The organism is Streptomyces tendae (assembly GCF_014650435.1).
Taxonomy (GTDB): domain Bacteria; phylum Actinomycetota; class Actinomycetes; order Streptomycetales; family Streptomycetaceae; genus Streptomyces; species Streptomyces tendae.
Genome location: NZ_BMUY01000002.1, coordinates 68,556 through 90,414, shown reverse-complemented (window position 1 = coordinate 90,414; position 21,859 = coordinate 68,556). Strand labels below are relative to the sequence as shown.

Annotated in this window: 22 protein-coding genes; 13 read left to right on the top strand and 9 right to left on the bottom strand. The window is 70.9% G+C overall.

Going from position 1 to position 21,859, the window contains the following annotated elements; genetic code table 11:
- Positions 1–58: 58 nt before the first annotated feature.
- From IE258_RS05190 to IE258_RS05180, 3 genes are all read left to right on the top strand, one after another.
- Complete coding sequence (locus tag IE258_RS05190; protein WP_189739503.1) at positions 59–700, top strand: PadR family transcriptional regulator; 642 nt, start codon at positions 59–61, stop codon at positions 698–700.
- Between the two features lie 100 nt (positions 701–800).
- A complete protein-coding gene (locus tag IE258_RS05185) occupies positions 801–1,742 on the top strand; it encodes an ATP-binding cassette domain-containing protein (protein ID WP_189739500.1) in 942 nt (313 codons plus the stop codon).
- A 20-nt stretch (positions 1,743–1,762) separates the two neighbouring features.
- Positions 1,763–2,521 (top strand): ABC transporter permease, encoded by a 759-nt coding sequence (locus IE258_RS05180; RefSeq protein WP_189741057.1) that lies wholly within the window; start codon positions 1,763–1,765, stop codon positions 2,519–2,521.
- A 22-nt stretch (positions 2,522–2,543) separates the two neighbouring features.
- Here the strand turns inward: IE258_RS05180 and gad are convergent, their stop codons facing one another.
- Together gad and IE258_RS05170 are read right to left on the bottom strand one after the other, a co-directional pair.
- On the bottom strand, positions 2,544–3,971 hold the full coding sequence (gad, locus tag IE258_RS05175; protein WP_189739497.1) for a glutamate decarboxylase: 1,428 nt from the start codon (positions 3,969–3,971) through the stop codon (positions 2,544–2,546).
- A gap of 71 nt (positions 3,972–4,042) precedes the next feature.
- Positions 4,043–4,972: an alpha/beta hydrolase gene (locus tag IE258_RS05170; protein ID WP_189739494.1), complete on the bottom strand. Its 930-nt coding sequence runs from the start codon at positions 4,970–4,972 to the stop codon at positions 4,043–4,045.
- A 107-nt stretch (positions 4,973–5,079) separates the two neighbouring features.
- On the opposite strand from IE258_RS05170, the gene IE258_RS05165 reads away from it, so the two are divergent.
- Positions 5,080–5,526, top strand: a complete 447-nt coding sequence (locus tag IE258_RS05165; RefSeq protein WP_189739491.1) for a MarR family winged helix-turn-helix transcriptional regulator — start codon at positions 5,080–5,082, stop codon at positions 5,524–5,526.
- A gap of 25 nt (positions 5,527–5,551) precedes the next feature.
- Here IE258_RS05165 and IE258_RS05160 read toward each other — a convergent pair whose 3' ends face one another.
- Positions 5,552–6,391, bottom strand: coding sequence for a CPBP family intramembrane glutamic endopeptidase (locus IE258_RS05160; RefSeq protein WP_189739488.1), 840 nt, complete (start codon positions 6,389–6,391; stop codon positions 5,552–5,554).
- A gap of 240 nt (positions 6,392–6,631) precedes the next feature.
- Here IE258_RS05160 and IE258_RS05155 point away from each other — a divergent pair, with 240 nt between their 5' ends.
- On the top strand, positions 6,632–7,393 hold the full coding sequence (locus tag IE258_RS05155) for a MerR family transcriptional regulator (protein ID WP_189739485.1): 762 nt from the start codon (positions 6,632–6,634) through the stop codon (positions 7,391–7,393).
- 51 nt (positions 7,394–7,444) lie between these two features.
- Here the strand turns inward: IE258_RS05155 and IE258_RS05150 are convergent, their stop codons facing one another.
- On the bottom strand, positions 7,445–7,810 hold the full coding sequence (locus IE258_RS05150; protein WP_127893805.1) for a YbjQ family protein: 366 nt from the start codon (positions 7,808–7,810) through the stop codon (positions 7,445–7,447).
- Positions 7,811–7,944: 134 nt separating this feature from the next.
- On the opposite strand from IE258_RS05150, the gene IE258_RS05145 reads away from it, so the two are divergent.
- Positions 7,945–8,850, top strand: coding sequence for a DedA family protein (locus IE258_RS05145; protein ID WP_189739482.1), 906 nt, complete (start codon positions 7,945–7,947; stop codon positions 8,848–8,850).
- Here the strand turns inward: IE258_RS05145 and IE258_RS05140 are convergent.
- Both IE258_RS05140 and IE258_RS05135 read right to left on the bottom strand, forming a co-directional pair.
- Positions 8,847–10,556 carry a threonine/serine exporter family protein gene (locus tag IE258_RS05140; protein ID WP_189739479.1) on the bottom strand — a complete coding sequence of 570 codons (1,710 nt, stop codon included), beginning with the start codon at positions 10,554–10,556 and terminating at the stop codon, positions 8,847–8,849. The two genes, IE258_RS05145 and IE258_RS05140, sit on opposite strands and share 4 nt — an antisense overlap.
- A 113-nt stretch (positions 10,557–10,669) precedes the next feature.
- Positions 10,670–11,161 (bottom strand): inorganic diphosphatase, encoded by a 492-nt coding sequence (locus IE258_RS05135; RefSeq protein WP_007452023.1) that lies wholly within the window; start codon positions 11,159–11,161, stop codon positions 10,670–10,672.
- 79 nt (positions 11,162–11,240) lie between these two features.
- Here IE258_RS05135 and dacB point away from each other — a divergent pair, with 79 nt between their 5' ends.
- The 7 genes from dacB (at position 11,241) to IE258_RS05100 (ending at position 20,085) form a co-directional block, all read left to right on the top strand.
- Positions 11,241–12,842 (top strand): D-alanyl-D-alanine carboxypeptidase/D-alanyl-D-alanine endopeptidase, encoded by a 1,602-nt coding sequence (gene dacB / locus IE258_RS05130; protein WP_189739476.1) that lies wholly within the window; start codon positions 11,241–11,243, stop codon positions 12,840–12,842.
- A 220-nt stretch (positions 12,843–13,062) separates the two neighbouring features.
- Positions 13,063–14,190: an Rv3626c family coenzyme F420 biosynthesis-associated protein gene (locus IE258_RS05125; protein ID WP_127893802.1), complete on the top strand. Its 1,128-nt coding sequence runs from the start codon at positions 13,063–13,065 to the stop codon at positions 14,188–14,190.
- A gap of 192 nt (positions 14,191–14,382) precedes the next feature.
- Positions 14,383–15,441, top strand: coding sequence for a tRNA lysidine(34) synthetase TilS (gene tilS, locus IE258_RS05120; protein WP_189739473.1), 1,059 nt, complete (start codon positions 14,383–14,385; stop codon positions 15,439–15,441).
- A 74-nt stretch (positions 15,442–15,515) separates the two neighbouring features.
- Positions 15,516–16,076 (top strand): hypoxanthine phosphoribosyltransferase, encoded by a 561-nt coding sequence (gene hpt / locus IE258_RS05115; RefSeq protein ID WP_007452004.1) that lies wholly within the window; start codon positions 15,516–15,518, stop codon positions 16,074–16,076.
- 196 nt (positions 16,077–16,272) lie between these two features.
- Positions 16,273–18,312, top strand: a complete 2,040-nt coding sequence (gene ftsH / locus IE258_RS05110; RefSeq protein ID WP_159327269.1) for an ATP-dependent zinc metalloprotease FtsH — start codon at positions 16,273–16,275, stop codon at positions 18,310–18,312.
- A gap of 109 nt (positions 18,313–18,421) precedes the next feature.
- A complete protein-coding gene (gene folE / locus IE258_RS05105; protein ID WP_127895340.1) occupies positions 18,422–19,027 on the top strand; it encodes a GTP cyclohydrolase I FolE in 606 nt (201 codons plus the stop codon).
- A gap of 68 nt (positions 19,028–19,095) precedes the next feature.
- Positions 19,096–20,085, top strand: coding sequence for a hypothetical protein (locus IE258_RS05100; RefSeq protein WP_229891936.1), 990 nt, complete (start codon positions 19,096–19,098; stop codon positions 20,083–20,085).
- A gap of 10 nt (positions 20,086–20,095) precedes the next feature.
- On the opposite strand, the gene IE258_RS05095 is transcribed toward IE258_RS05100, so the two are convergent.
- The 3 genes from IE258_RS05095 to folB all read right to left on the bottom strand — a co-directional run bounded on the left by IE258_RS05095 (position 20,096) and on the right by folB (position 21,622).
- Positions 20,096–20,584 carry a DUF3180 domain-containing protein gene (locus IE258_RS05095; RefSeq protein WP_127895341.1) on the bottom strand — a complete coding sequence of 163 codons (489 nt, stop codon included), beginning with the start codon at positions 20,582–20,584 and terminating at the stop codon, positions 20,096–20,098.
- 70 nt (positions 20,585–20,654) lie between these two features.
- Positions 20,655–21,266: a 2-amino-4-hydroxy-6-hydroxymethyldihydropteridine diphosphokinase gene (gene folK / locus IE258_RS05090; protein ID WP_189739470.1), complete on the bottom strand. Its 612-nt coding sequence runs from the start codon at positions 21,264–21,266 to the stop codon at positions 20,655–20,657.
- On the bottom strand, positions 21,263–21,622 hold the full coding sequence (gene folB, locus IE258_RS05085; protein WP_052836365.1) for a dihydroneopterin aldolase: 360 nt from the start codon (positions 21,620–21,622) through the stop codon (positions 21,263–21,265). Before folB ends, folK begins: the two co-directional genes overlap by 4 nt.
- Positions 21,623–21,859 lie beyond the last annotated feature (237 nt).

The following is a 21,859-nucleotide window of genomic DNA, read 5'->3' as shown; positions in this document are numbered from 1 at the left end:
GCCTGCCGCGGGCGGACACCGGCGCCGGGGAGCGACGGGCGGGTCATAGGCTGGAGCCATGTCAGCGATCCGTCTCCTCGTGCTCGGCGCCGTCCGCCAGCACGGGCGGGCCCACGGCTACCAGGTGCGCAACGACCTGGAGTACTGGGGCGCGCACGAGTGGTCCAACGCCAAGCCCGGTTCGATCTACCACGCGCTGAAGCAGATGGCGAAACAGGGGCTGCTCCTCGCGCACGAGATCGCGCCGTCCACGGCGGGCGGGCCGCCGCGGGTGGAGTACGAGATCACGGAGCAGGGCACCGAGGAGTACCTCACCCTGCTCCGCGCCTACCTCACCGCCTACGACCAGCGGCCCGACGTGCTCACCGCGGCGCTCGGCTTCATGGTCGACCTCCCGCGCGAGGAGGCGCTCGCTCTCCTCGAGGAGCGGGTGCGGAAGATCGGGGAGTGGCGCGCCGCCGTCACCGAGTACTACATGCCCGCGGAGGGGCCCGGACAGTACGGGCACATCGGCGAGATCATGAACTACTGGGTGCATTCGGCGGACTCGGGTGCCGAGTGGACCCGCGGCCTGATCGAACGCGTCCGGGGCGGCGCGTACACCTTCGCCGGCGAGGGCGAGCCGTTCGTCGGTGTGCTGGCGGAGGGGGAGGAGAACCCCTTCGCGGCGGGGCGGCCGCACTACGGGGAAGCTCGCTAATCAAGTTTGACCAATGGAAGGGCGGAGACTATCTTCTGGGTCAGTAGTCAAATTTGCTTAGCTGAGTGGGTCCTTCCGAGGGCCGGATGGGGGAGCGACAGTGGCCGACACGGCGATCACCGTCGAAGGCGCACGCAAGAGGTACGGCAACAAGAACGCACTGGACGGGCTCGACCTGACCGTCGCACGCGGCACGGTGCACGGTGTGTTGGGCCCGAACGGAGCGGGCAAGACGACCCTGGTCCGCATCCTGTCCACCCTGCTGCGCCCCGACGCGGGCCGCGTCGAGGTGGCCGGGCACGACGTCGTCGCCGAGGCGTACGCGGTACGGCTGCGCATCGGCCTGCTCGGCCAGCACGCGGCGCTCGACGAGGAGCTGGGCGGTCGGCAGAACCTGGAGATGTTCGGCCGTCTCCACCACCTGGGCGCACGACGGGCACGCGCGCGTGCCGACGAACTGCTCGCCCGCTTCGACCTCGCCGACACCGGACGCAAACCGGTCACCGCCTACAGCGGTGGCATGCGGCGCCGCCTCGACCTGGCCGCGTCCCTCATCACCGAACCGGAGGTGCTCTTCCTGGACGAGCCGACCACCGGCCTCGACCCGCGGGGCCGCGCCGAGGTGTGGGACTCGGTCCGCTCCTTGGTCGGCGCCGGTACGACGGTCCTGCTCACCACCCAGTACCTGGAGGAGGCCGACCAGCTCGCCGACCGCATCTCGGTCGTCGACGCCGGCCGCGTCGTCGCCGACGGCACGGCGGACGAACTCAAGGCCGCCACCGGCGGCGACCGCGTCGACGTCGTCCTGCGCGACGCCGGCCAACTGGGCGCCGCGGTGGCCCTGCTGCCGCTCACCGGCGTCCGCGTGGATGCCGACCGCCGACTGCTCAGCGCCCCGGTCACCGACCGGATGGCGGCGCTCTCCGGCGTCGTACGGGCGCTGGAGGAGGCCGGTATCGAGGCCGAGGACGTGGCGCTGCGCCGGCCGACCCTGGACGAGGTGTTCCTGCACCTCACCGACCGCACGAAGGAGGCCGCGTGAGTACGAGCACCCTCACCCCCATGACCCACGCCCTTTCCGACTCCTGGACCATGACCCGCCGCGAGCTGGCCCGCTGGGGACGGCAGCCGGTGGCGGTCGTCGTCAACCTGGTCTTCCCGGTGATGCTGCTGCTGATGTTCGGCTACCTGGTCGGCGGCGGCCGGGGCCTGAGCGGCGACTACGTCGACTACCTGGTCCCCGGGATGCTCGCCCTCACCATGGCCTTCGGCCTGGAGGGCACGATGATCGCCGTCACCCGGGACCTCGACAAGGGCGTCGTCGACCGCTTCCGCTCCCTCCCGATGGCCAATGGCGCGGTCCTGGTGGGCCGTTCCGCCGCCGACATGCTCCAGTCGGTGCTCGGACTGGTCGTGATGATCGGCGTCGGGTACGCGCTCGGCTGGCGTGCCCACGGCGGCCCCGGCGCCTTCCTGGGTGCGGTCGGCCTGCTCCTGCTCTTTCGCTTCGCCATGCTCTGGATCGGCATCTTCCTGGCCCTGGTGGCCGGGAAGCCGGAGCTGGTGCAGGCGGTGCAGATCCTGGTCTGGCCGGTCGGTTTCCTCTCCAACGCCTTCGCCACCCCCGACTCCATGCCCGGCTGGCTGGGCACGGTCGTCGAGTGGAACCCGATGTCGCAGACCGCCACGGCCGTCCGCGACCTCTTCGGCGGCCCCGGCGGCGAGGCGGGGCACGTCTGGGCGGCCGTCGCCTGGCCGCTGGCACTGCTCGCGGTGTTCTTCCCGCTGGCGGTGGCCAGGTTCGGGCGGCTGAGCCGCTGACGACCCCGGCCCGGGACGGGCGCTAGTGGTGGAATCCGGTGGCCGCGCCCTTGTCCCGGGTCAGTGGGTGCGGCTGCCGGCGCAGCTCCGGCAGCAGCCGTTCCAGGTCGTCCAGGAGCAGGTCCGCCATGTCGGCCGAGAAGCCGTTGCGGCACACCACCCGCAGCACGGAGAGGTCCTCGCGGTGCGGCGGGAAGGTGTACGCCGGCACCAGCCAGCCGCCCTCGCGCAGCCGCCGGGAGACGTCGAAGACGTCGTACGCCGTCACGTCGTCGGCCGTCGTGAAGGCGAACACCGGCAACTGGTCGCCGTGGGTCACCAACCGGAAGTCGCCCAGCGCCGCCACCCGCCGGGCGACGGAGCCCGCGATGTCGCGCGCGTTCTGCTGCACGGCCCGGTAGCCCTCGCGGCCCAGCCGCAGGAAGGTGTAGTACTGCGCCACCACCTGTGCGCCGGGCCGGGAGAAGTTCAGCGCGAAGGTCGGCATGTCGCCGCCCAGGTAGTTCACGCGGAACACCAGCTCCTCGGGCAGCGCCTCCGCATCCCGCCACAGCGCCCAGCCCACGCCCGGATAGACCAGCCCGTACTTGTGCCCAGAGGTGTTGATCGAGGCGACCCGGGGCAGCCGGAAGTCCCACACCAGGTCCTCGTCCAGGAAGGGCGCGACCATGCCGCCCGAGGCGCCGTCGACGTGTACCGGGACGTCCAGTCCGGTCCGCTCCTGGAGGGCGTCCAGGGCGGCGCACAGGTCGGCGACCGGCTCGTAGGAGCCGTCGAAGGTGGAGCCGAGGATGCCGACGACCCCGATGGTGTTCTCGTCGCACAGCTCCGCGGCCGCCTGCGGGTCCAGGTGGAAGCGGTCGCCCTCCATCGGGACCTGGCGGGCCTCCACCTCCCAGAAGTTGCAGAACTTCTCCCAGCAGACCTGGACGTTCACGCCCATCACCAGATTGGGCCGCACGTCCTTCGCCGGGTACCGGTCGGCGTTGCGCAGCGCCCAGCGCCGCTTCAGCGCCATCCCGGCCAGCATGCACGCCTCGCTCGACCCGGTCGTCGAGCAGCCCACGGCCGCCGACGGGTCGGGCGCGTGCCACAGGTCGGCGAGCATCGCCACGCAGCGCCGCTCCAGCTCGGCGGTGCGCGGGTACTCGTCCTTGTCGATCATGTTCTTGTCCCGGCACTCGCTCATCAGCACCCCGGCCTGCGGTTCCATCCAGGTGGTGACGAAGGTGGCCAGGTTCAGCCGTGCGTTGCCGTCCAGCATCAGCTCGTCGTGGACGAGGCGGTACGCGGTCTCCGGCGGCAGCGGGGAGTCGGGCAGCCGGTGGGAGGGCGGGGCCTCGGTCATGCCGCCGAGCGGGTTCGCCGCCGCGTGGAAGGGGTTCACGGCGAGCCGGCGCCGGTCGCGGTCGTCGCCGTGGGGCGGGCGGGGACCCTTGTGCAGTGACATGCGACCGACGGTAGGCCCGGGCCCCGTACCCCGCATCCGGGACGGGATCGTGCCGGACTCGTGCCGGACCTTCAGCGGACCGGTGCGAGACGGTCGGCGTCCGGGCGTCCGGCGCCCAGGTGGGCGGTGAGGAAGCGGGCGGCGCGGTCGAGTGCGGCGTCCGCCTCCTCGAGGCGGCCGTAGTGGAGCTGGTAGACGTGCGGGAGGCCCGGGCCGACTTCGAGTGTGACCTCGACGTCGTCGGCGCCCGCACGGCCGGCCAGCCGGACCGCGTCGTCGAGCAGCACCTCGTTCGCACCGGCCTGCACGAGCAGCGGGGGCAGTCCGGCGAGGTTGGCGAAGACCGGGCTGGCCAGGGGGGCCGCCCGGTCGCCCGCGCCGACGTAGAGATCGGCGTACGCGCGCACGTCGGCCTCGGTGAAGATGGGGTCGGCGCCCTCCTTGGAACGGATGCTCCCTCCGGCGAGGGTGAGGTCGGCCCAAGGGGAGAAGAGGGCCACGGCGGCGGGCTGCGGCAGCCCTGCTTCCCTGGCCGCGAGCAGTGTGGCTATGCCCAGTCCGCCACCTGCGGAGTCACCGGCCAGGACGAGGTCCCGTGGGTCGGTCCCCTTCGACAGCAGCTCGCGGTAGGCGGCGAGCCCGTCGTCCACGGCCGCGGGGAAGGGGTGCTCGGGCGCCAGGCGGTAGTCCACCGACACCGTGCGCAACCCGGCGCGGCGGGCCAGTTCACCGGCCAGCCCCGCGTGGGTGGCCGGTGAACCGACGACGTAGCCGCCGCCGTGCAGGTAGAGCAGCCGGCCGGGGCCGGAGGCCGTGTCCGGCTCGAGCTCCAGGGCCGGCCGCCCGCCCAGGACGGTCCTGCGGGTGGCCACTCCTTCCGGGGCGGGGCGGGCGAGGGCCGCGGCGAAACCCTCGCGCTGCTCTTCGGGAGTGGGCGGCGTCTCGGCGCGAGGGGCGGAACGGAGTATGGCGTCCAGGGCGTCGCGCTGCTGTCGGGACATGCGGGGCCTCCATGGGTCGGCGTGCGAGAATGGATTCCTAGGAATCCATCTGTTCGGGCCAACCGTATTCCGAGGAATATGATTCTCAGGAATCTATTGGAGGATTTGTGAACTACGTCACCCCGGCCTTCGTCGACCTGGTCCGCGTCGAGACCCGTCTCTACAACGCGGTGAGCGCCCGGCTGCGGGCCGAACAGGGGGTGACTCTGGGACAGTTCGAATTTCTGGAGATCATCGACCGCGTGCCGGGGTGCCGTGTGCTCGACATCGTCGGCGAACTGGCGATCACCGTGGGTGCCGTCAGCAAGGCGGTCGACCGGCTGGTCGCCGCGGGCTGGTGCGTGCGGGCCGTGAACCCCCAGGACCGCCGCTCGTCCGTGCTCCGCCTCACCTCCGAGGGCGATCGGCGGCTGGCGGCTTCCCGCCCGGTGGTCGAGAGCGCGCTCGTCTCGTTGACCGCGGGGGTTTCGCCCGAGGATCTGCGCCGTGTCGCCTCGACCCTGGCCGTGCTTCGCGCGAGCCTCGAAGCGGGCTCCCACGGCTGCCCGGGCTGACGGAGCCCCTTCCGGCGACGGGTGTTCAGCGGCGCCCGCGGCGCATGGGGACCAGGTTGCCGCGCCGGTGGGCGGCGACGAGCATGGGGATCGCGATCAGCAGGCTGACGACGACGGGCACGATCGACGCCTCCAGGCCGAAGTCTCCGCCGGTCAGCAGCTCGGGGCCGGTCGGGTTGGTGGTCATCAGACCCTCCGAGGCGTGGCCGGAGACCGGGATGCCGATCAGGCCCAGGGTGGTGTTCCAGGCGAAGTGCAGGCCCACGGCGAACCAGATGTTGCGCGTCCACAGGAACGCGGCGCCGAGCAGGACGCCGGCCTCGACGGCGATCGCGGTCGAACTCCACAGGGTGGCGTCCGGGTTGGCCAGGTGCAGCCCGCCGAACAGCACCGCGGTGATCGCCAGAGCCGCCCAGCTGCCGCACAGCTTCTCCAGTGCCTGGAGGGCGAGGCCGCGGAAGATCAGTTCCTCGGTCACGGCGGCGCCGAGCTGCATCGCGGCCATGCTCGCCACGATCGACAGGGCGCTGCCGGGCCGTTCGGTGAACGAGAACTCGGTGAGGAGCATGAGCATCGACACGGTGATGAACCCGAAGCCGATCGCGGCGCCGGACAACGCCTGTGCCACGGCTCCCGGCCTCGCGATCTCCGGCATGCTCCGCCGGGCGACGAAGCGCATGACCGCCCAGTAGGCGGCGACCGCCACGACCGCGCCGACGACGGCGACCACCCCGCCGGCCGAGGCCAGCCCGGAGGCCAGACCCACACCCACGATCCCGGTCAGCATCCAGACGAGGGGAGACTGGACGAAGCGGCCACCCTCCCGGCGGGTGGGCAGGGGCGAAGCGGTGCGAGTCGTACTCATGGTGACCTCCGGGTGGCATCGGCCGCGTGCCTTCCGGCGACCTGCCGAGAACGCTACGGAGACGGCCACGTTCCCGAATCACCCCCGAGTGGACAGTCCCCCGTAGCTCCCGCGGGGGACACGGGGCGGCGGGTGCCGAGAAGGGCGGGGCCGGTCACGGCGTGGCTCGCGGAACGTCCCGGCTTGCACCTCACGTCACGTGAGGAGGCAGCGTGGAGGACGTCAGAGAAGGGAGCGGAAGTGAGCTACTCCGTGGGACAGGTGGCCGGCTTCGCCGGAGTGACGGTGCGCACGCTGCACCACTACGACGACATCGGCCTGCTCGCACCCGGCGGGCGCAGCCACGCGGGCCACCGGCGCTACAGCGACGCCGACCTCGACCGGCTGCAGCAGATCCTGTTCTACCGGGAGCTGGGCTTCCCCCTCGACGAGGTCGCCGCCCTGCTCGACGACCCGGCCGCGGACCCGCGCGCGCACCTGCGCCGCCAGCACGAGCTGCTGACCGCCCGGATCGAGAGACTGCAGAAGATGGCGGCGGCCGTGGAGCAGGCCATGGAGGCACGCAGCATGGGAATCAATCTCACGCCGGAGGAGAAGTTCGAGGTCTTCGGCGACTTCGACCCCGACCAGTACGAGGAGGAGGTCCAGGAACGCTGGGGCGACACCGACGCCTACCGCCAGTCCAAGCAGAAGACCGCCTCCTACACCAAGGAGGACTGGCAGCGCATCCAGGACGAGGCCGACGAGCTGACCCGCCGCTTCGTCGCCCTGATGGACGCGGGCGAGCCCGCCGAGTCCGAGGGGGCCATGGACGCCGCCGAGGACCACCGGCAGGGCATCGCCCGCAACCACTACGACTGCGGGTACGAGATGCACACCTGCCTGGGCGAGATGTACGTCTCGGACGAACGTTTCACGCGAAACATCGACGCCGCCAGGCCGGGCCTCGCCGCCTACATGCGCGACGCGATCCTCGCCAACGCCGTCCGGCACACCCCCTGAGCGGTGGTCGTGACCCGGGGACTCGTTCCGGGGGGCCCGGCCCCTGGGGGCTCACTCCCGGGTCACGACCACCGCCGTCCCGTACGCGCACACCTCGGTGCCCACGTCCGCCGCCTCCGTCACGTCGAAGCGGAAGGACAGCACCGCGTTCGCGCCACGCGCGCGTGCCTGCTCGACCAGCCGGTCCATCGCCTGGTTGCGGGTCTCGACCAGTGTCTTGGTCAGGCCGCGCAGCTCACCGCCGACCAGCGACTTCAGCCCGGCCCCGATCTGGCTCCCCAGGTGCCGGGAGCGCACGGTCAGCCCGAAGACCTCCCCGAGCACCTCCTGCACCCGGTGGCCCGGTAGATCGTTCGTGGTCACCACGAGCACATCGGGCTGCGGGTCCTGGCCGCCGCCGTATTCTTCAATACCCATGGTTCTCAGGTTTCCCCGGGGAACGTCACAGCGCACCCCAAGAAACCCCGTGGAACCTGGGACACCGCGGCTGCGTTGTACGTTTGGGCAGCCAGGTCCAGCCCGCCTCCCCCAGCAGCAGGAGCCACAATCCCGTGACCACCCTTGCGCTCGGTCCCGAGTGGATCAGCCCGGACTATCTGATCGAGACGTTCAGCCTGCCCGGCATCCTGCTCATCGTCTTCGCCGAGTCAGGACTCTTCGCGTTCCTGCCCGGCGACTCGCTGCTCTTCACCGCGGGCCTGTTCGTCGCCCAGGGCGAGTACATCAGCCAGCCGCTGTGGCTGGTGTGCACCCTGATCGTGGCCGCCGCCGTCATCGGCGACCAAGTCGGTTACATGATCGGCAAGTTCTTCGGCCCGAAGCTCTTCAGCCGCCCCAACTCCAAGCTCTTCAAACAGGAGAACCTGGAGAAGGCGCACGAGTTCATGGAGAAGTACGGCCCCAAGGCGATCGTCCTGGCCCGCTTCGTGCCCATCGTGCGCACCTTCGCCCCCATCGTGGCGGGCGCCGGCCGCATGAAGTACCGCACCTTCCTCACGTACAACGTGATCGGCGGCGTGGCCTGGGGCACCGGCGTCACCCTCGCGGGCTACTGGCTCGGCCAGATCGAGTTCATCCGGACCAACGTCGAGGCCATCCTCGTCCTGATCGTCGTGGTCTCGGTCGTCCCGATCGCCATCGAGTACCTGCGCGAGCGCAAGAAGAAGCGGCGCGCCGCGGCTGCGGAACCGACCCTGGCCGTGTCCCAGCAGCACCAGCCCCAGCCGCAGTACCCGGTCATGGACGACGCCACGACCCAGCTCCGCCGGCTGGACCCCTACGACCAGCCGCAGCAGTACCAGCAGCCGCACCAGCAGTACCAAGAGCCTCAGCAGTACCAGGAGCCTCAGCAGTACCAGCAGCCCCCGCAGCAGCCGTACGCCCAGCAGTACCCGCAGGGCTACGGCGACCAGCCTCAGCAGTACGGCGACCAGTACCCGTACAACCAGGGGCGCTAGAACCCCCGCGTCCGCTTGGCTGCCCGGCGTCCCGCCGCACTCGCGGCGCCGGGCACCTTCAGGAACAGCCGGGAGATCTCCCCACCCAGGTTCACCCCGATCGCGATGGCCATCGCCAGGGCGACCGCGTTGGACAGCGACAGCAGTCCCGAGTCGACCTCGCCCTGCGCGATGCCCAGCAGACCGAAGTACGTCGCCGAACCGGGCAGCAGCGGCCCGATCGCCGCGGTCGTGTACGGCAGCGCCGACGCGAACCGGTACCGGGACATCAGCTGCCCGAACAGGCCCACGAGCCCCGCCGCGGCGGCCGTGGAGGCCACCGGCGAGATGTCGCCGGCGTAGTGCATGGCGCCGTACACGCACCAGGCGATGCCGCCGTTCAGGGTCACCGCGAGGACGGTGGCCCGTTCCTGCTGGAGCAGGATCGCGAAGGCCAGCGAGAGCAGCATCGAGGCGAAGATCTGCACGAACGGTTCGTCACCGGTGCCGAGCTTGGCGTCCGGATTCAGCTCGGCACCCAGCTGGACCCCGAAGTACAGCACCACCAGCACCCCGGCGACGATGCTGACGAAGAAGTACATGACCTCCAGCAGACGGGCGGCGGCGGTGATGTAGAACCCGGTCAGACCGTCCTGCACCCCCGCCACCAGCGCCCGTCCGGGCAGCAGCGCGAACAGCCCACCGGTGATGACCGCGGACGCCTTCACGTCGACGTGCGTCACGGTCAGCGCGACGCCCATCGCGGCGGGCGGCATCGCCGCCACCGCGAACTGGTAGAACTCCGGCAGCCCGCGCCCGGCGCACAGCCACGCCAGCCGGTCGCCGAGCATCGAGCCGAACATCGCCGCGAAGAACACGGTCAGCCCACCGCCGACGAGCAGCGAGGCCCCGCCCGCGAGGAGCCCGCTCGCCATGGTCAGCACCCAGGTGGGGTAAGGGTGCCGGTTGCGGCGGATCTCCGCGAGGCGCCGGTATGCCTCCTCCAGGGAGATGCTCGTGTCGGGGTCGCTGAGGTCGTCCACCAGGTGGAAGACGGCCGCGAGCCGCGTGTAGTCGGTGCCGCGGCGGCGTACCGTGCGCGACGCCGTCACCGGGTCGTCCACCAGGGACGGCTGGTGGGAGATCGACAGCAGGGTGAAGGTGACGTTCGGCTCGCAGCGGTCCAGGCCGTAGGACCGGCAGACGGCGAACATGGCCGCCTCCACGTCCTCGGCGCCCTCACCGCCCGCCAGCAGCAGCTCCCCGATACGCAGCGTCAGGTCCAGCACGCGCGGCACGGCGGGGCCGGTCTCGTCGTCGTGCTTCTGCGAGGGCTCCGGCGCGGGCCGCTCGGCCACCGGCATGCGCAGCATGGCGCGCATCCGGTCCTGCCAGGGCACGTCCGTCAGGTTCACCGCCGGGAAGCCGCTCGCCGGGGTGAAGGCGGCCGGCGCCGTCCAGGCACTGTGGGTGCTCGGCATGGTGAACGCCGAGCCCTCGGCGTCGGCGGGCGGGGCCTGCGGGACCTCCAGGCCGTCGGGGAGCGAGAACTCCGAGGTCGTCTCGGACTCGGTACCGGCGTGCCGCGGGACCGCGAGCCCCTGCGGGATCTCGAACTCGGACGTCGTCGACGACTCGCCGTCGATCGACGCCGCGATCCCACTGGGCTGCCGGAAGGCACTGCGGGCCTCGTCCGACTGCGGTTTGGGCTCCTCCGCCTCCGTCACCTGCGCAACGCTCCCTGGTACCGACACACCCTCCTGTTGACCTCAGTATGGTCACTCAAACACGAACGGGCCGCACGCGTGTGCGTGCGGCCCGTTACGGGTGTCCGGACTGCTCAGTGGCCGCCCTGGTCCTTGAAGCGCTTGTAGGACCGCTCGATCTCGGCCTCGGCGTCGGTGCGGCCCACCCAGTCGGCGCCCTCGACGGACTTGCCGGGCTCCAGGTCCTTGTAGACCTCGAAGAAGTGCTGGATCTCCAGGCGGTCGAACTCCGAGACGTGGTGGATGTCACGCAGGTGCTCCACACGCGGGTCGGTCGACGGCACGCACAGCAGCTTGTCGTCGCCGCCGGCCTCGTCCGTCATCCGGAACATGCCGATCGCGCGGCAGCGGATGAGGCAGCCAGGGAAGGTCGGCTCGTCCAGGATGACCAGCGCGTCCAGCGGGTCGCCGTCCTCGCCGAGGGTGTTCTCGACGAAGCCGTAGTCGGTCGGGTAGGCGGTCGAGGTGAACAGGCGGCGGTCCAGGCGGATACGACCGGTCTCGTGGTCCACCTCGTACTTGTTCCGCGAACCCTTCGGGATCTCGATCGTGACGTCGAACTCCACCGGACGCTCCTCCATGATCAGCACATAGTTCTGGTGGTTAAGTGTCCCTCACGCAGGTGTGTGATCGCGAAAGGGGCTGGTGACAGTGCCAGAGCTGAGGCCTTGGCGGACCGCGGGACCGCACGTGGCGCGGGCCGCGAGTGCCGTTCGTCCCCGTCTGGCACGCTTCGCCCGGACCGCCAAACCGCGGGTCGCACGGTTCGCGCGGGCCACGGGACCGCAGCTCGCCCGGATCACGGGGCCGAAGACCTGGCAGTACACCGCCGGTGCCGCCACTGCCGGGCTGGCACTGGCCGCCGGTGTGGTGACCGCCGCCGGCCCCTGGGACTCCACGGGTCAGCGTACGGCCGAGCGGGACCGGGCCGTCGCCCTGGAGCAGACGGGTGGCACAGATCACGGCAGCGGATCCGGGGCCTCCGGTACGTCGTCCGGTTCGCCCCGTCCCGCCCCCAGCGCCGGGGCGGTACTGACCGGACTCGGCGGCACCACCACACCCGGCGGCGTCAAGGCGGCACCCGGCGGCAAGGACCTCGCCGGCCTCCTCGACCCCCTGCTGAAGGACGACCCCGCGCTCGGCGAGCACCGCGCGGCGGCCGTCGTCGACCTCACCACCGGCAAACGCCTGTACGGCCTCGGCGGCGACGCCCCGCTCATCCCCGCCTCCACCACCAAGATCGCCACCGCCGTCGCCGCCCTCACCGCCCTCGGCCCCGACCACCGCCTCACCACCCGCACCGCCCTGGAGGCCGACACCGGCGAACTCGTCCTGGTCGGCGGCGGCGACCCCACCCTCACCGCGCGCAAGGACCCCCGCGGCCTGGCGAGTCTGCGCACCCTCGCCGAGAAGACCGCCGCCGCCCTCAAGAAGCGCGACGTGCGCAAGGTGACGCTGTCGTACGACACGACGCTCTACGCCGGTACCGAGATGCACCCGATCGGGGTCAACGACAACCTCGCCCGCGTCACCGCCCTGATGGCCGACGAGGGCCGCACCGACGACTCCACCAGCGGCCCCGCACCGCGCGTGCCCGACCCGGCCGCCGACGCCGCCCGCACCTTCGCCGGCCTCCTGAAGGAGCACGGCGTCACCGCGTCGGCCCCCGGCCCCTCCAAGGCCACGGCCCGCGCCGACACCCTCGCCACGGTCTCCTCGCCCCCGCTGTCGGCGCTGGTCGAGCGGATGCTGACCAACAGCGACAACGACCTCGCCGAGGCCCTGGCCCGCCACACCGCCGTGGCGACCGGCAAACGCGCCGACTTCGACGGTGCGGGCGCCGCCGTCACGGCCCGCCTGGGGCAGCTCGGCCTACCGGTGCAGGGGGCACGCTTCCACGACGGAAGCGGCCTGGACCGCACCGACCTGATCAGCGCCGACCTGCTCACCGCCCTGCTGGCCGAGGCGGCCGACCCGGCCCGACCCCAGCTGCGCCCGGTCCTCACCGGTCTGCCCGTCGCCCACTTCACCGGCACCCTGGCCGGCCGTTACACGGACGGAGCAGCGGGCCTGGTCCGCGCCAAGACCGGCACCCTCACGGGCGTGAACACCCTCGCCGGCACGGTCGCCACCCCCGACGGCCACCTCCTGGGCTTCGCCTTCCTGGCCAACGCCACGACGGACCCCTGGACGGCCCAGACAACCCTGGACCGAGCGGCAACAGCACTGGCGTCGCCGATGCCCTAGCTGCGGGCAGTCGCCTGCCGCCCCAGCTGCGGGCAATCGTGCCGCTGGGGCGATGGGGGTCCCCCCGCTCGAGCGAAGCCGAGAGTGGGGGAGGGTGGGCGCAGCGGCACCGCAACGCCGGGCGCCCAGGCAACGGACCTCAAGCCCGCCGACCTGGCACCCGGCACCCACCCCGCCGCACGACTGCCCCCCAGCGGCAGCGCTCCCGTACCGTTGACCCATGACGAGCATCGGCGCAAATTCCGGCATGGTCGACTGGAACCTCGCGGTGGCGACCGCGACCCGGCTCGTACGGCCGGGCCCCGAGGTGAGCCGCGACGAGGCCAGGGCCGTCGTCGCCGAGCTCCGCCGCCATGCCAAGTCCTCGGAGGAGCACGTCCGCGGTTTCACCCGGATGGGTACCGAGGAGACCCACGACACCCCCGTCCTGGTGGTCGACCGGCCCGGCTGGGTCCGGGCCAACGTCGCCGGGTTCCGGGAGATCCTCAAACCCCTGCTGGAGAAGATGCAGGAGCGGCGCGGCGGCGGCGCGGGCAACGCGGTCCTCGGCGCCGTCGGCGGCAAGGTCACCGGCGTGGAGCTGGGCATGCTGCTGTCGTTCCTGTCCTCCCGCGTCCTCGGCCAGTACGAGACCTTCGCCCCCGCCACCCGCGAACTGCCCGCCGGCGCGAACGGCGGCGGACGGCTGCTCCTGGTCGCGCCGAACATCGTGCACGTCGAGCGCGAACTCGACGTGGAGCCCCACGACTTCCGCCTGTGGGTGACCCTGCACGAGGAGACGCACCGCACGCAGTTCACCGCCGTGCCCTGGCTGCGCGACCACCTGGAGGGCGAGATCCAGTCGTTCCTGTCCGAGACCGACGTCGACCCCATGACCGTCCTCGAACGGGTCCGCGAGGCCGCCCAGACGCTGGCCGGGGGCCGTCCCGAGGCGGAGGAGGACGACGGCGGCCGCTCGCTCGTGGAACTGGTGCAGACCCCGGCCCAACGGGAGGTTCTCGGCCGCCTCACCGCCGTGATGTCCCTCCTGGAGGGGCACGCCGACTTCGTGATGGACGGCGTCGGACCGGCGGTCGTGCCGAGCGTCGGGGAGATCCGCGAGAAGTTCCAGCAGCGCCGCGCCAAGGGCGCCTCCCGCCTCGACATGGCGCTGCGCAAACTGCTCGGCCTGGACGCCAAGCTCCGCCAGTACCGGGACGGCGAACGGTTCGTGCGGGCCGTCGTGGAGGAGTGCGGCATGGACGGCTTCAACCGCGTCTGGACCTCGCCCAACACACTCCCCACCAAGTCGGAGATCGCCAAACCGGCGGACTGGATCGCGCGGGTGCACCGCAAGCCGGAGGCGTGAGCCGCGCGGGCGGGGCGTGAAACGATTCCGGCCGACGGCAGGCGAACGACCCTCCAATCACCCGTCCGAGGGACCGTGAGCCATCGGCAGGCGTGCGATGCTCAGGGAACGGCCCGTTTCTGTCACCATCTACACACTCTGCGTGACCGAACCTCGGGCTCACCCCCGACAACTTCATGAAGGGCACCGGACATGGGTCCCCATCCTGCGGTCGCGGCGATACGCCTGGCGGTCCGCCGCGTCCTCCACGACATCCTCACCGAACTGAACACTCCGGCCGGCGTCCCCGCCGCGACGGCCGTCGAGCGTACGCCCGAACGCCCGCCCGGACTTCCGACGGCACCGCTCGTGCTCGTGGCCTGCTCCGGCGGTGCCGACTCCATGGCGCTCGCCTCCGCCCTCGCCTTCGAGGCCCCCCGGCTCGGCGTCCGGGCCGGCGGGGTCACCGTCGACCACGGCCTGCAGAGCGGCTCCGACCTGCGCGCCGAGGAAGTCGTCCTGCGCCTGCGCGAGTTGGGCCTCGACCCCGTGGAGGCCACCGCCGTGACCGTGGGCCGCGAGGGCGGCCCGGAAGCCGCTGCCCGCGACGCCCGCTACGCCGCGCTGGACGCCGCCGCCGCCCGTCACGGCGCCGCCGCCGTGCTGCTCGGCCACACCCGCGACGACCAGGCCGAGACCGTCCTGCTGGGCCTCGCCCGCGGCTCCGGCATCCGCTCCCTGTCGGGCATGGCCGCGGTCTCGGGGGCCGGCGGCCGTTACCGGCGCCCCTTCCTCCAGGTCGACCGCCAGACCGCTCGCAAGGCATGCATGGTCCAGTCCCTGCCCGTCTGGGACGACCCCCACAACGCCGACCCCGCCTACACCCGCTCCCGGCTGCGCCACGAGGGCCTGCCCGCCCTGGAGAAGGCGCTCGGCAAAGGCGTCGTCGAGGCCCTCGCCCGTACGGCCCAGCTCTCCCGGGACGACGCCGACGCCCTCGACACCTGGGCCCGCCAGGCCGAAGCCGGCGTCCGCGACGCCGCCGGCGGACTCGAATGCGCCAAGCTGTACGCCCTGCCGCCCGCCGTACGCCGCCGGATCCTGCGCCGCGCCGCCCTCGAAGCCGGTGCCCCCGGCGGCGCCCTGTTCGCCCGCCACATCGAGGAAGTCGACCGGCTGATCACCGGCTGGCGCGGTCAGGGGGCCATCAACCTCCCCGGCAAAGTCGTCGCCCGGCGGCAGGGTGGCAGACTGGTGATTCGGCAAGGCTGAATCCGGACCCTCCCACCGATCCGCACACGGATCGCCGGGGTGCTCCGGTGTGGCCGGTGGGACGACCGAAAGTGATGCGGGTGGACGCGAACGACATGGGTGCCGACCTCGAGAAGGTACTCATCACCAAGGAAGAGATCGACGCGAAGCTGGCCGAGCTGGCCGCGAAGATCGACGCGGAGTACGCGGGCAAGGACCTGCTCATCGTCGGCGTCCTCAAGGGCGCCGTGATGGTCATGGCCGACCTGGCGCGCACGCTGTCCACCCCCGTCACGATGGACTGGATGGCGGTGTCCTCGTACGGCGCGGGCACCCAGTCCTCCGGTGTGGTGCGGATCCTCAAGGACCTCGACACCGACATCAAGGGCCGCCACGTCCTGATCGTCGAGGACATCATCGACTCCGGCCTGACCCTGTCCTGGCTGATCTCCAACCTCGGCTCGCGCGAGCCCGCCTCCCTCAAGGTGTGCACGCTGCTGCGCAAGCCCGACGCCGCGAAGGTCGCCATCGACGTGGAGTGGGTCGGCTTCGACATCCCCAACGAGTTCGTCGTCGGCTACGGCCTCGACTACGCCGAGAAGTACCGCAACCTCCCGTTCGTCGGTACGCTCGCGCCCCACGTGTACGGCGGCTGACGCAGCCCTGTAACGGGCTTCACGGTGTTTCGGCGGGTCACCCGGGAACCCCTCGGGGCCCCGCGCCGTTGGAGCATGCAGACGGGACGTCGGCCCGCCCGTGCGGCTGAGGGCCGCCACGCTGGGGTACCGTCAGAAGAACTGTCTTATCAAACTCACTATGGCAGGAGGGACGGGGCGACACCGCTCCGTGTGGATGGACGTGAAGCGATACTTCCGTGGGCCAATCATGTGGATCGTGCTGGCCGTCCTTGCCGTGGTCGTGTTGATGCAGGTCGTGGGCTCGTCCGGTGGCTACAAGACGGTGGACACGGGCCAGGTCGTCCAGGCGATCAACGACAACCGGATCGAGTCGGCCAAGCTGACCACCGGTGACGAGCAGACCATCAAGGTCCAGCTCAAGGACGGCCAAAAGGTCGAGGGCAGCTCGAAGATCCAGGCGAGCTACATCGGCGACCAGGGCGTGACCCTCGCCAACACACTTCAGAACAAGTACCAGGACAAGCAGATCCCCGACGGCTACACCGTGTCGCCGTCGAAGCAGAACCCGTTCGTCGGGATTCTGCTCTCCCTGCTCCCGTTCGTCCTCATCGTCGTCGTCTTCCTGTTCCTGATGAATCAGATGCAGGGCGGCGGCTCCCGGGTCATGAACTTCGGCAAGTCGAAGGCGAAGCTCATCACCAAGGACACCCCGAAGACGACGTTCTCCGACGTCGCGGGGTCCGACGAGGCCGTCGAGGAACTCCACGAGATCAAGGAGTTCCTCCAGGAGCCGGCCAAGTTCCAGGCCGTCGGCGCCAAGATCCCCAAGGGCGTGCTGCTGTACGGCCCGCCCGGCACCGGCAAGACCCTGCTCGCGCGTGCCGTCGCGGGCGAGGCCGGCGTGCCGTTCTACTCGATCTCCGGGTCCGACTTCGTCGAGATGTTCGTCGGTGTCGGTGCCTCCCGAGTGCGCGACCTGTTCGAGCAGGCCAAGGCGAACGCCCCGGCCATCGTCTTCGTCGACGAGATCGACGCGGTCGGCCGCCACCGCGGCGCCGGCCTCGGCGGCGGTCACGACGAGCGCGAGCAGACCCTGAACCAGCTGCTCGTCGAGATGGACGGCTTCGACGTCAAGGGCGGCGTGATCCTCATCGCCGCGACGAACCGGCCCGACATCCTCGACCCGGCGCTGCTGCGCCCCGGCCGCTTCGACCGGCAGATCGCCGTCGACCGGCCGGACATGCAGGGCCGTCTGGAGATCCTCAAGGTCCACCAGAAGGGCAAGCCGGTCGCGCCCGACGTCGACCTGTCGGCCGTCGCCCGCCGTACGCCCGGCATGACCGGTGCCGATCTGGCCAACGTGCTGAACGAGGCCGCCCTGCTGACGGCCCGCAGCGACCAGAAGCTGATCGACAACCACATGCTGGACGAGGCGATCGACCGCGTGGTCGCGGGCCCGCAGAAGCGGACCCGGATCATGTCGGACAAGGAGAAGAAGATCACCGCGTACCACGAGGGCGGCCACGCCCTGGTCGCGGCGGCCTCACCGAACTCCGACCCGGTCCACAAGATCACGATCCTGTCCAGAGGCCGGGCCCTCGGCTACACGATGGTCCTTCCGGACGAGGACAAGTACTCGACCACGCGCAACGAGATGCTCGACCAGCTCGCCTACATGCTGGGCGGCCGCGCGGCCGAGGAGCTGGTCTTCCACGACCCGACGACCGGCGCGGCCAACGACATCGAGAAGGCCACCGGCCTGGCCCGTGCGATGGTCACGCAGTACGGCATGACCGAGCGCCTCGGCGCCATCAAGTTCGGCGGCGACAACAGCGAGCCGTTCCTCGGGCGTGAGATGGCTCACCAGCGCGACTACTCGGAAGAGGTCGCCGCGCTGGTCGACGAGGAGGTCAAGAAGCTCATCGAGACGGCGCACAACGAGGCCTGGGAGATCCTGGTCGAGAACCGCGACGTCCTCGACAACCTCGTCCTCGCGCTGCTCGAGAAGGAGACGCTGGGCAAGGAGGAGATCGCCGAGGTCTTCTCCCAGATCGTCAAGCGCCCCTCCCGGCCCGCCTGGACCGGTTCCTCCCGCCGCACGCCCTCGACGCGTCCGCCGGTGCTCTCCCCCAAGGAGCTGGCACTGACGAACGGTGCGAACGGCGCGACGGCGGCGATCTCCACCACCAAGAGCACCACGGTGGAGCCCGCTCCGGCACCCGAGCGGGCCCCGGAGGACCGCCCGGAGAGCTGACACCCGGCCCACCCGGCCCGGAATGTATGCCGCGCCCCCCAGGTTCTAGCCTTGGGGGGTGCGGCATTTTCGTATGCCGTCGCAGGACGGATCAGGAACGAGGCATCAGATGACCGACCCCGTGACGCTGGACGGCGAGGGCCAGATCGGCGAGTTCGACGAGAAGCGTGCCGAGAACGCCGTACGCGAACTGCTGATCGCGGTCGGCGAGGACCCGGACCGCGAGGGCCTGAGGGAGACACCGGCGCGCGTGGCGCGGGCGTATCGGGAGCTTCTGGCGGGACATGAGCAGGAGCCGGAGGACGTACTGACGACGACGTTCGACATCGGCCACGACGAGATGGTGCTGGTGAAGGACATCGAAATCGTCAGTCTGTGCGAGCACCACATGCTGCCGTTCCACGGTGTGGCACACATCGGCTACATCCCGGCTGCGAGTGGCAAGATCACCGGTCTGTCGAAGCTCGCACGGCTGGTGGAGGTCTTCGCGCGCCGCCTGCAGGTGCAGGAACGTCTCACTACGCAGGTCGCCGACTCGCTGATGCGGATCCTTGAGGCCCGGGGCGTGATCGTCGTCGTCGAGGCCGAACACATGTGCATGTCGGTACGCGGGGTTCGCAAGCCCGGCGCCAAGACCACGACGTCCGCGGTGCGCGGTCAGCTTCGGGATGCGACGACGCGTGCCGAGGCAATGAGCCTGATACTGGCGCGCTGACCCGATTGTCGGTGGTGCCCGATACCGTCCTTGATCAGTGAGTGGGTCACTGATCAAGGGGGGGCGCTGTGGGGTACGGGCTGCCCAGCAAGCAGACGGTGAACGCGGTCGAGGGGCGCCTGCGGGCGCGGGATGTGCGAGTGGGCTGCCGGCTGTGGACGGTGGACGGTCAGCGCACGGTTCCGACCACGGTGACGGCCGTCGCCACGGCCCGAGCTCGTGAAGTCATGGACGTCGTTACCGACAGTGTCAGCTTCACCGTGGCGCCCGACCAGATGCTGGGTACGCCCGACGGCTGGGTTCACGCGAGGGACGCCACCGGGACCGTGCTCGCCTGGACGCATGCGCGGAAGCTGTGCCGCACGAGGCTGACCATCAAGCCGGGCTACGAGCTGGGCTACCTGATCGGAGCCAACTGCGCGGACGGGACCGTCGGCAGAAACTACGTCTCGTTGGTGGTCAATGACGAGGCATTCGCCTCGCGCTATGCGGCGTGCCTCACGGCGGTGACCGGACTGCCCGCCCGCCTGGAGGCGGTGACGCGACCTTCTGGTTACCTCCAACGGGACGTTCCGGGCCTTCGCGTCCGTGTCGTGTCGTCCTACCTGGCCGATCTGATGAGGCAGTACGTGGGTGGCGATGCGCACCACATGCGGCAGCGGTTTCCCAGGGTGGTCCTTCGGGACAGGGAAACCTTCGAGGGCTTCCTGGACGGCTACACGGACGGCGACGGGTTCCGTTCCAAGAGGTGGGCGGGTCGAGTGCTCGTGAGCGGGAACGTGGCGTTCCTTTCGGACCTGGCGCAGGTGCTGGGCGCGCGGTTCACTCCGCGGACCAATGGTCTGGCGTCACATCTGGTCGTGGTCGACGGTTGGTCCTCGCGCGGTGCGTTCAAGGCCGAGCGGCACCCTCTGCAACTCCGGGAGTCCTGCTGGACCCAGGTTCACGAGGTGCGGCTGCGGACCACCGTGAACAAGCCGTTCACCCTCTACAGCTACCGACTCGACCCCCGTCCCGGATTCCTGGTCAACGGACACCTGGCCCGCCAGCCCTGGTGAGCCGCGTGCGTCACGCCGCTGTTGCTGCGCCCGGGTGGTCGTCGTCCTCGTCTTCCGGGAGTTTGCAGACGCGTTCCATGAAGACGGCGGCCGCTATCACGGCGATGCCTGCGACGACCGAGGCGCCCGCGTAGATGGCCTGGTCGCGGCGGGCCGGGATGTCGAGGTACTCCAGCAGGAAGACGCCCGTGCCGCCGTACATGCCGGCGACCAGGGCGGCCACCAGGGCGCTCGCCTGGCCGAAGACCACGGCGCGGGCCGCCATCATCGGGTCGACGCCCTTGGCGCCGGGGACGCGGTCCCGCTGGGCCTTGAGGCGGGCGCGGATCGAGAGGGCCGTGGCCAGCAGGATCACCGCGATCAGGGCGAGGACGACGGGGGCGGCCAGGGGGACGCTCGGGAGGGTCCCCACCGAGTTCCACAGGCGGGCGCCGGCCCAGGACAGGATTCCGGCGACGACGAACACGCCGGCCAGCACCCTGATGCGCAACTCTTTCACGGTGTCCCGGTGTCCCTTCGGCTTCCCGGCGCGGTCGTCCTGACCTCGTCGTCCTCGTCGACCTTAACGACTACTCGGGCAGCCGGAGTTCCAGATCGGTGCGGAGCGCGACGCCGTCGCGCGTGACGGCCGACAGGAGGTCGGCGACCCTGCCCTGCCCGGGCAGCGCGGCTTCGGGGTCCACGTCCAGCCAGGGGGCCAGCACGAAGGCGCGTTCGTGGGCGCGCGGGTGGGGGAGGGTGAGCTGCGGATCGTGGGAGACGACCTCGGCGTAGGCGACGATGTCGACGTCCAGGGTGCGCGGGCCCCAGTGCTCGTCGCGGACCCGGTGGAATGCCTCCTCGACCGCGTGCGCCCGCTCCAGGAGGGAGGACGGGGGCAGGGTCGTCTTCACGATCAGGACCGCGTTGAAGTAGGAGGGCTGGCTGTCGGGTGCGACGCCCCACGGCTCGGTCTCGTAGACCGGCGAGACCCCTTTGACGCGTACGCCCGGGGTGTCCTCCAGGGCGTCGATCGCGCCCTGGAGGGTTTCCAGGCGGTTGCCGAGGTTGGCGCCGAGGGCGATCACCGCGCGCTTGGGGTTGGACAGGGTGGTGTCCGCGGCGTCGACCTGCTCGATGACGGAGGCGGGCACGGGCTGTACGGTCGGGTCGCTCGAACCCTTGGCGAAGGGGGCGCTCATACACGGCTCCGGATGATGGTGACGGTCACGTCGTCGAAGGGGACGGTGATCGGCGCGTCCGGCTTGTGGACGCAGACCTCGACCTCCTGGACCCCTTCGTGCTTCAGACAGACCTGGGCGATGCGTTCGGCGAGGGTCTCGACGAGGTTGACCGGCTCGCCCTCGACGACGGCCACGACCTCTTCGGCCACGATGCCGTAGTGCACGGTCTTCGCCAGGTCGTCGTCGGCCGCGGCCGGGCGGGTGTCCAGGCCAAGGACGATGTCCACGAGGAAGGTCTGGCCGTCCTCGCGCTCCTTGGGGAACACACCGTGGTGCCCACGGGCCTTCAGGCCGCGCAGCGCGACACGATCCACGCGAATCACTCCTGCAGTCGTCGGTCTCGGCCGGTCGTGCCACGTGCGGGTGGTACGGCGGCCCCAGTCGAATCTACCCGCGTGCACCGACAGCGCCGGGACACGGGGTGTGGGGCGGGGTGGGGCGCCGGCAGGTTTCACCGGGCGTTTTCCCTGGCGGTCCCGGTGGATCACGGGTTGGTAGGCGCGCATACCCGCCGGGTCGTGATTCCAACCACTTCCCCGCCCTGCCCGGTC

Excerpts from the sequence above, each read along its gene's own strand:
- IE258_RS05170 (WP_189739494.1), bottom strand. The coding sequence starts at position 4,972 with ATGTCCCGACAGCAGCGCGACGCCCTGGACGCCATACTCCGTTCCGCC.
- IE258_RS05125 (WP_127893802.1), top strand. The coding sequence starts at position 13,063 with ATGACGAGCATCGGCGCAAATTCCGGCATGGTCGACTGGAACCTCGCG.
- IE258_RS05160 (WP_189739488.1), bottom strand. The coding sequence starts at position 6,391 with ATGAGTACGACTCGCACCGCTTCGCCCCTGCCCACCCGCCGGGAGGGT.
- hpt (WP_007452004.1), top strand. The coding sequence starts at position 15,516 with ATGCGGGTGGACGCGAACGACATGGGTGCCGACCTCGAGAAGGTACTC.
- IE258_RS05180 (WP_189741057.1), top strand. The coding sequence starts at position 1,763 with ATGACCCACGCCCTTTCCGACTCCTGGACCATGACCCGCCGCGAGCTG.
- folK (WP_189739470.1), bottom strand. The coding sequence starts at position 21,266 with ATGAGCGCCCCCTTCGCCAAGGGTTCGAGCGACCCGACCGTACAGCCC.
- IE258_RS05150 (WP_127893805.1), bottom strand. The coding sequence starts at position 7,810 with ATGGGTATTGAAGAATACGGCGGCGGCCAGGACCCGCAGCCCGATGTG.
- folE (WP_127895340.1), top strand. The coding sequence starts at position 18,422 with ATGACCGACCCCGTGACGCTGGACGGCGAGGGCCAGATCGGCGAGTTC.
- tilS (WP_189739473.1), top strand. The coding sequence starts at position 14,383 with ATGGGTCCCCATCCTGCGGTCGCGGCGATACGCCTGGCGGTCCGCCGC.
- IE258_RS05190 (WP_189739503.1), top strand. The coding sequence starts at position 59 with ATGTCAGCGATCCGTCTCCTCGTGCTCGGCGCCGTCCGCCAGCACGGG.
- gad (WP_189739497.1), bottom strand. The coding sequence starts at position 3,971 with ATGTCACTGCACAAGGGTCCCCGCCCGCCCCACGGCGACGACCGCGAC.
- ftsH (WP_159327269.1), top strand. The coding sequence starts at position 16,273 with ATGGACGTGAAGCGATACTTCCGTGGGCCAATCATGTGGATCGTGCTG.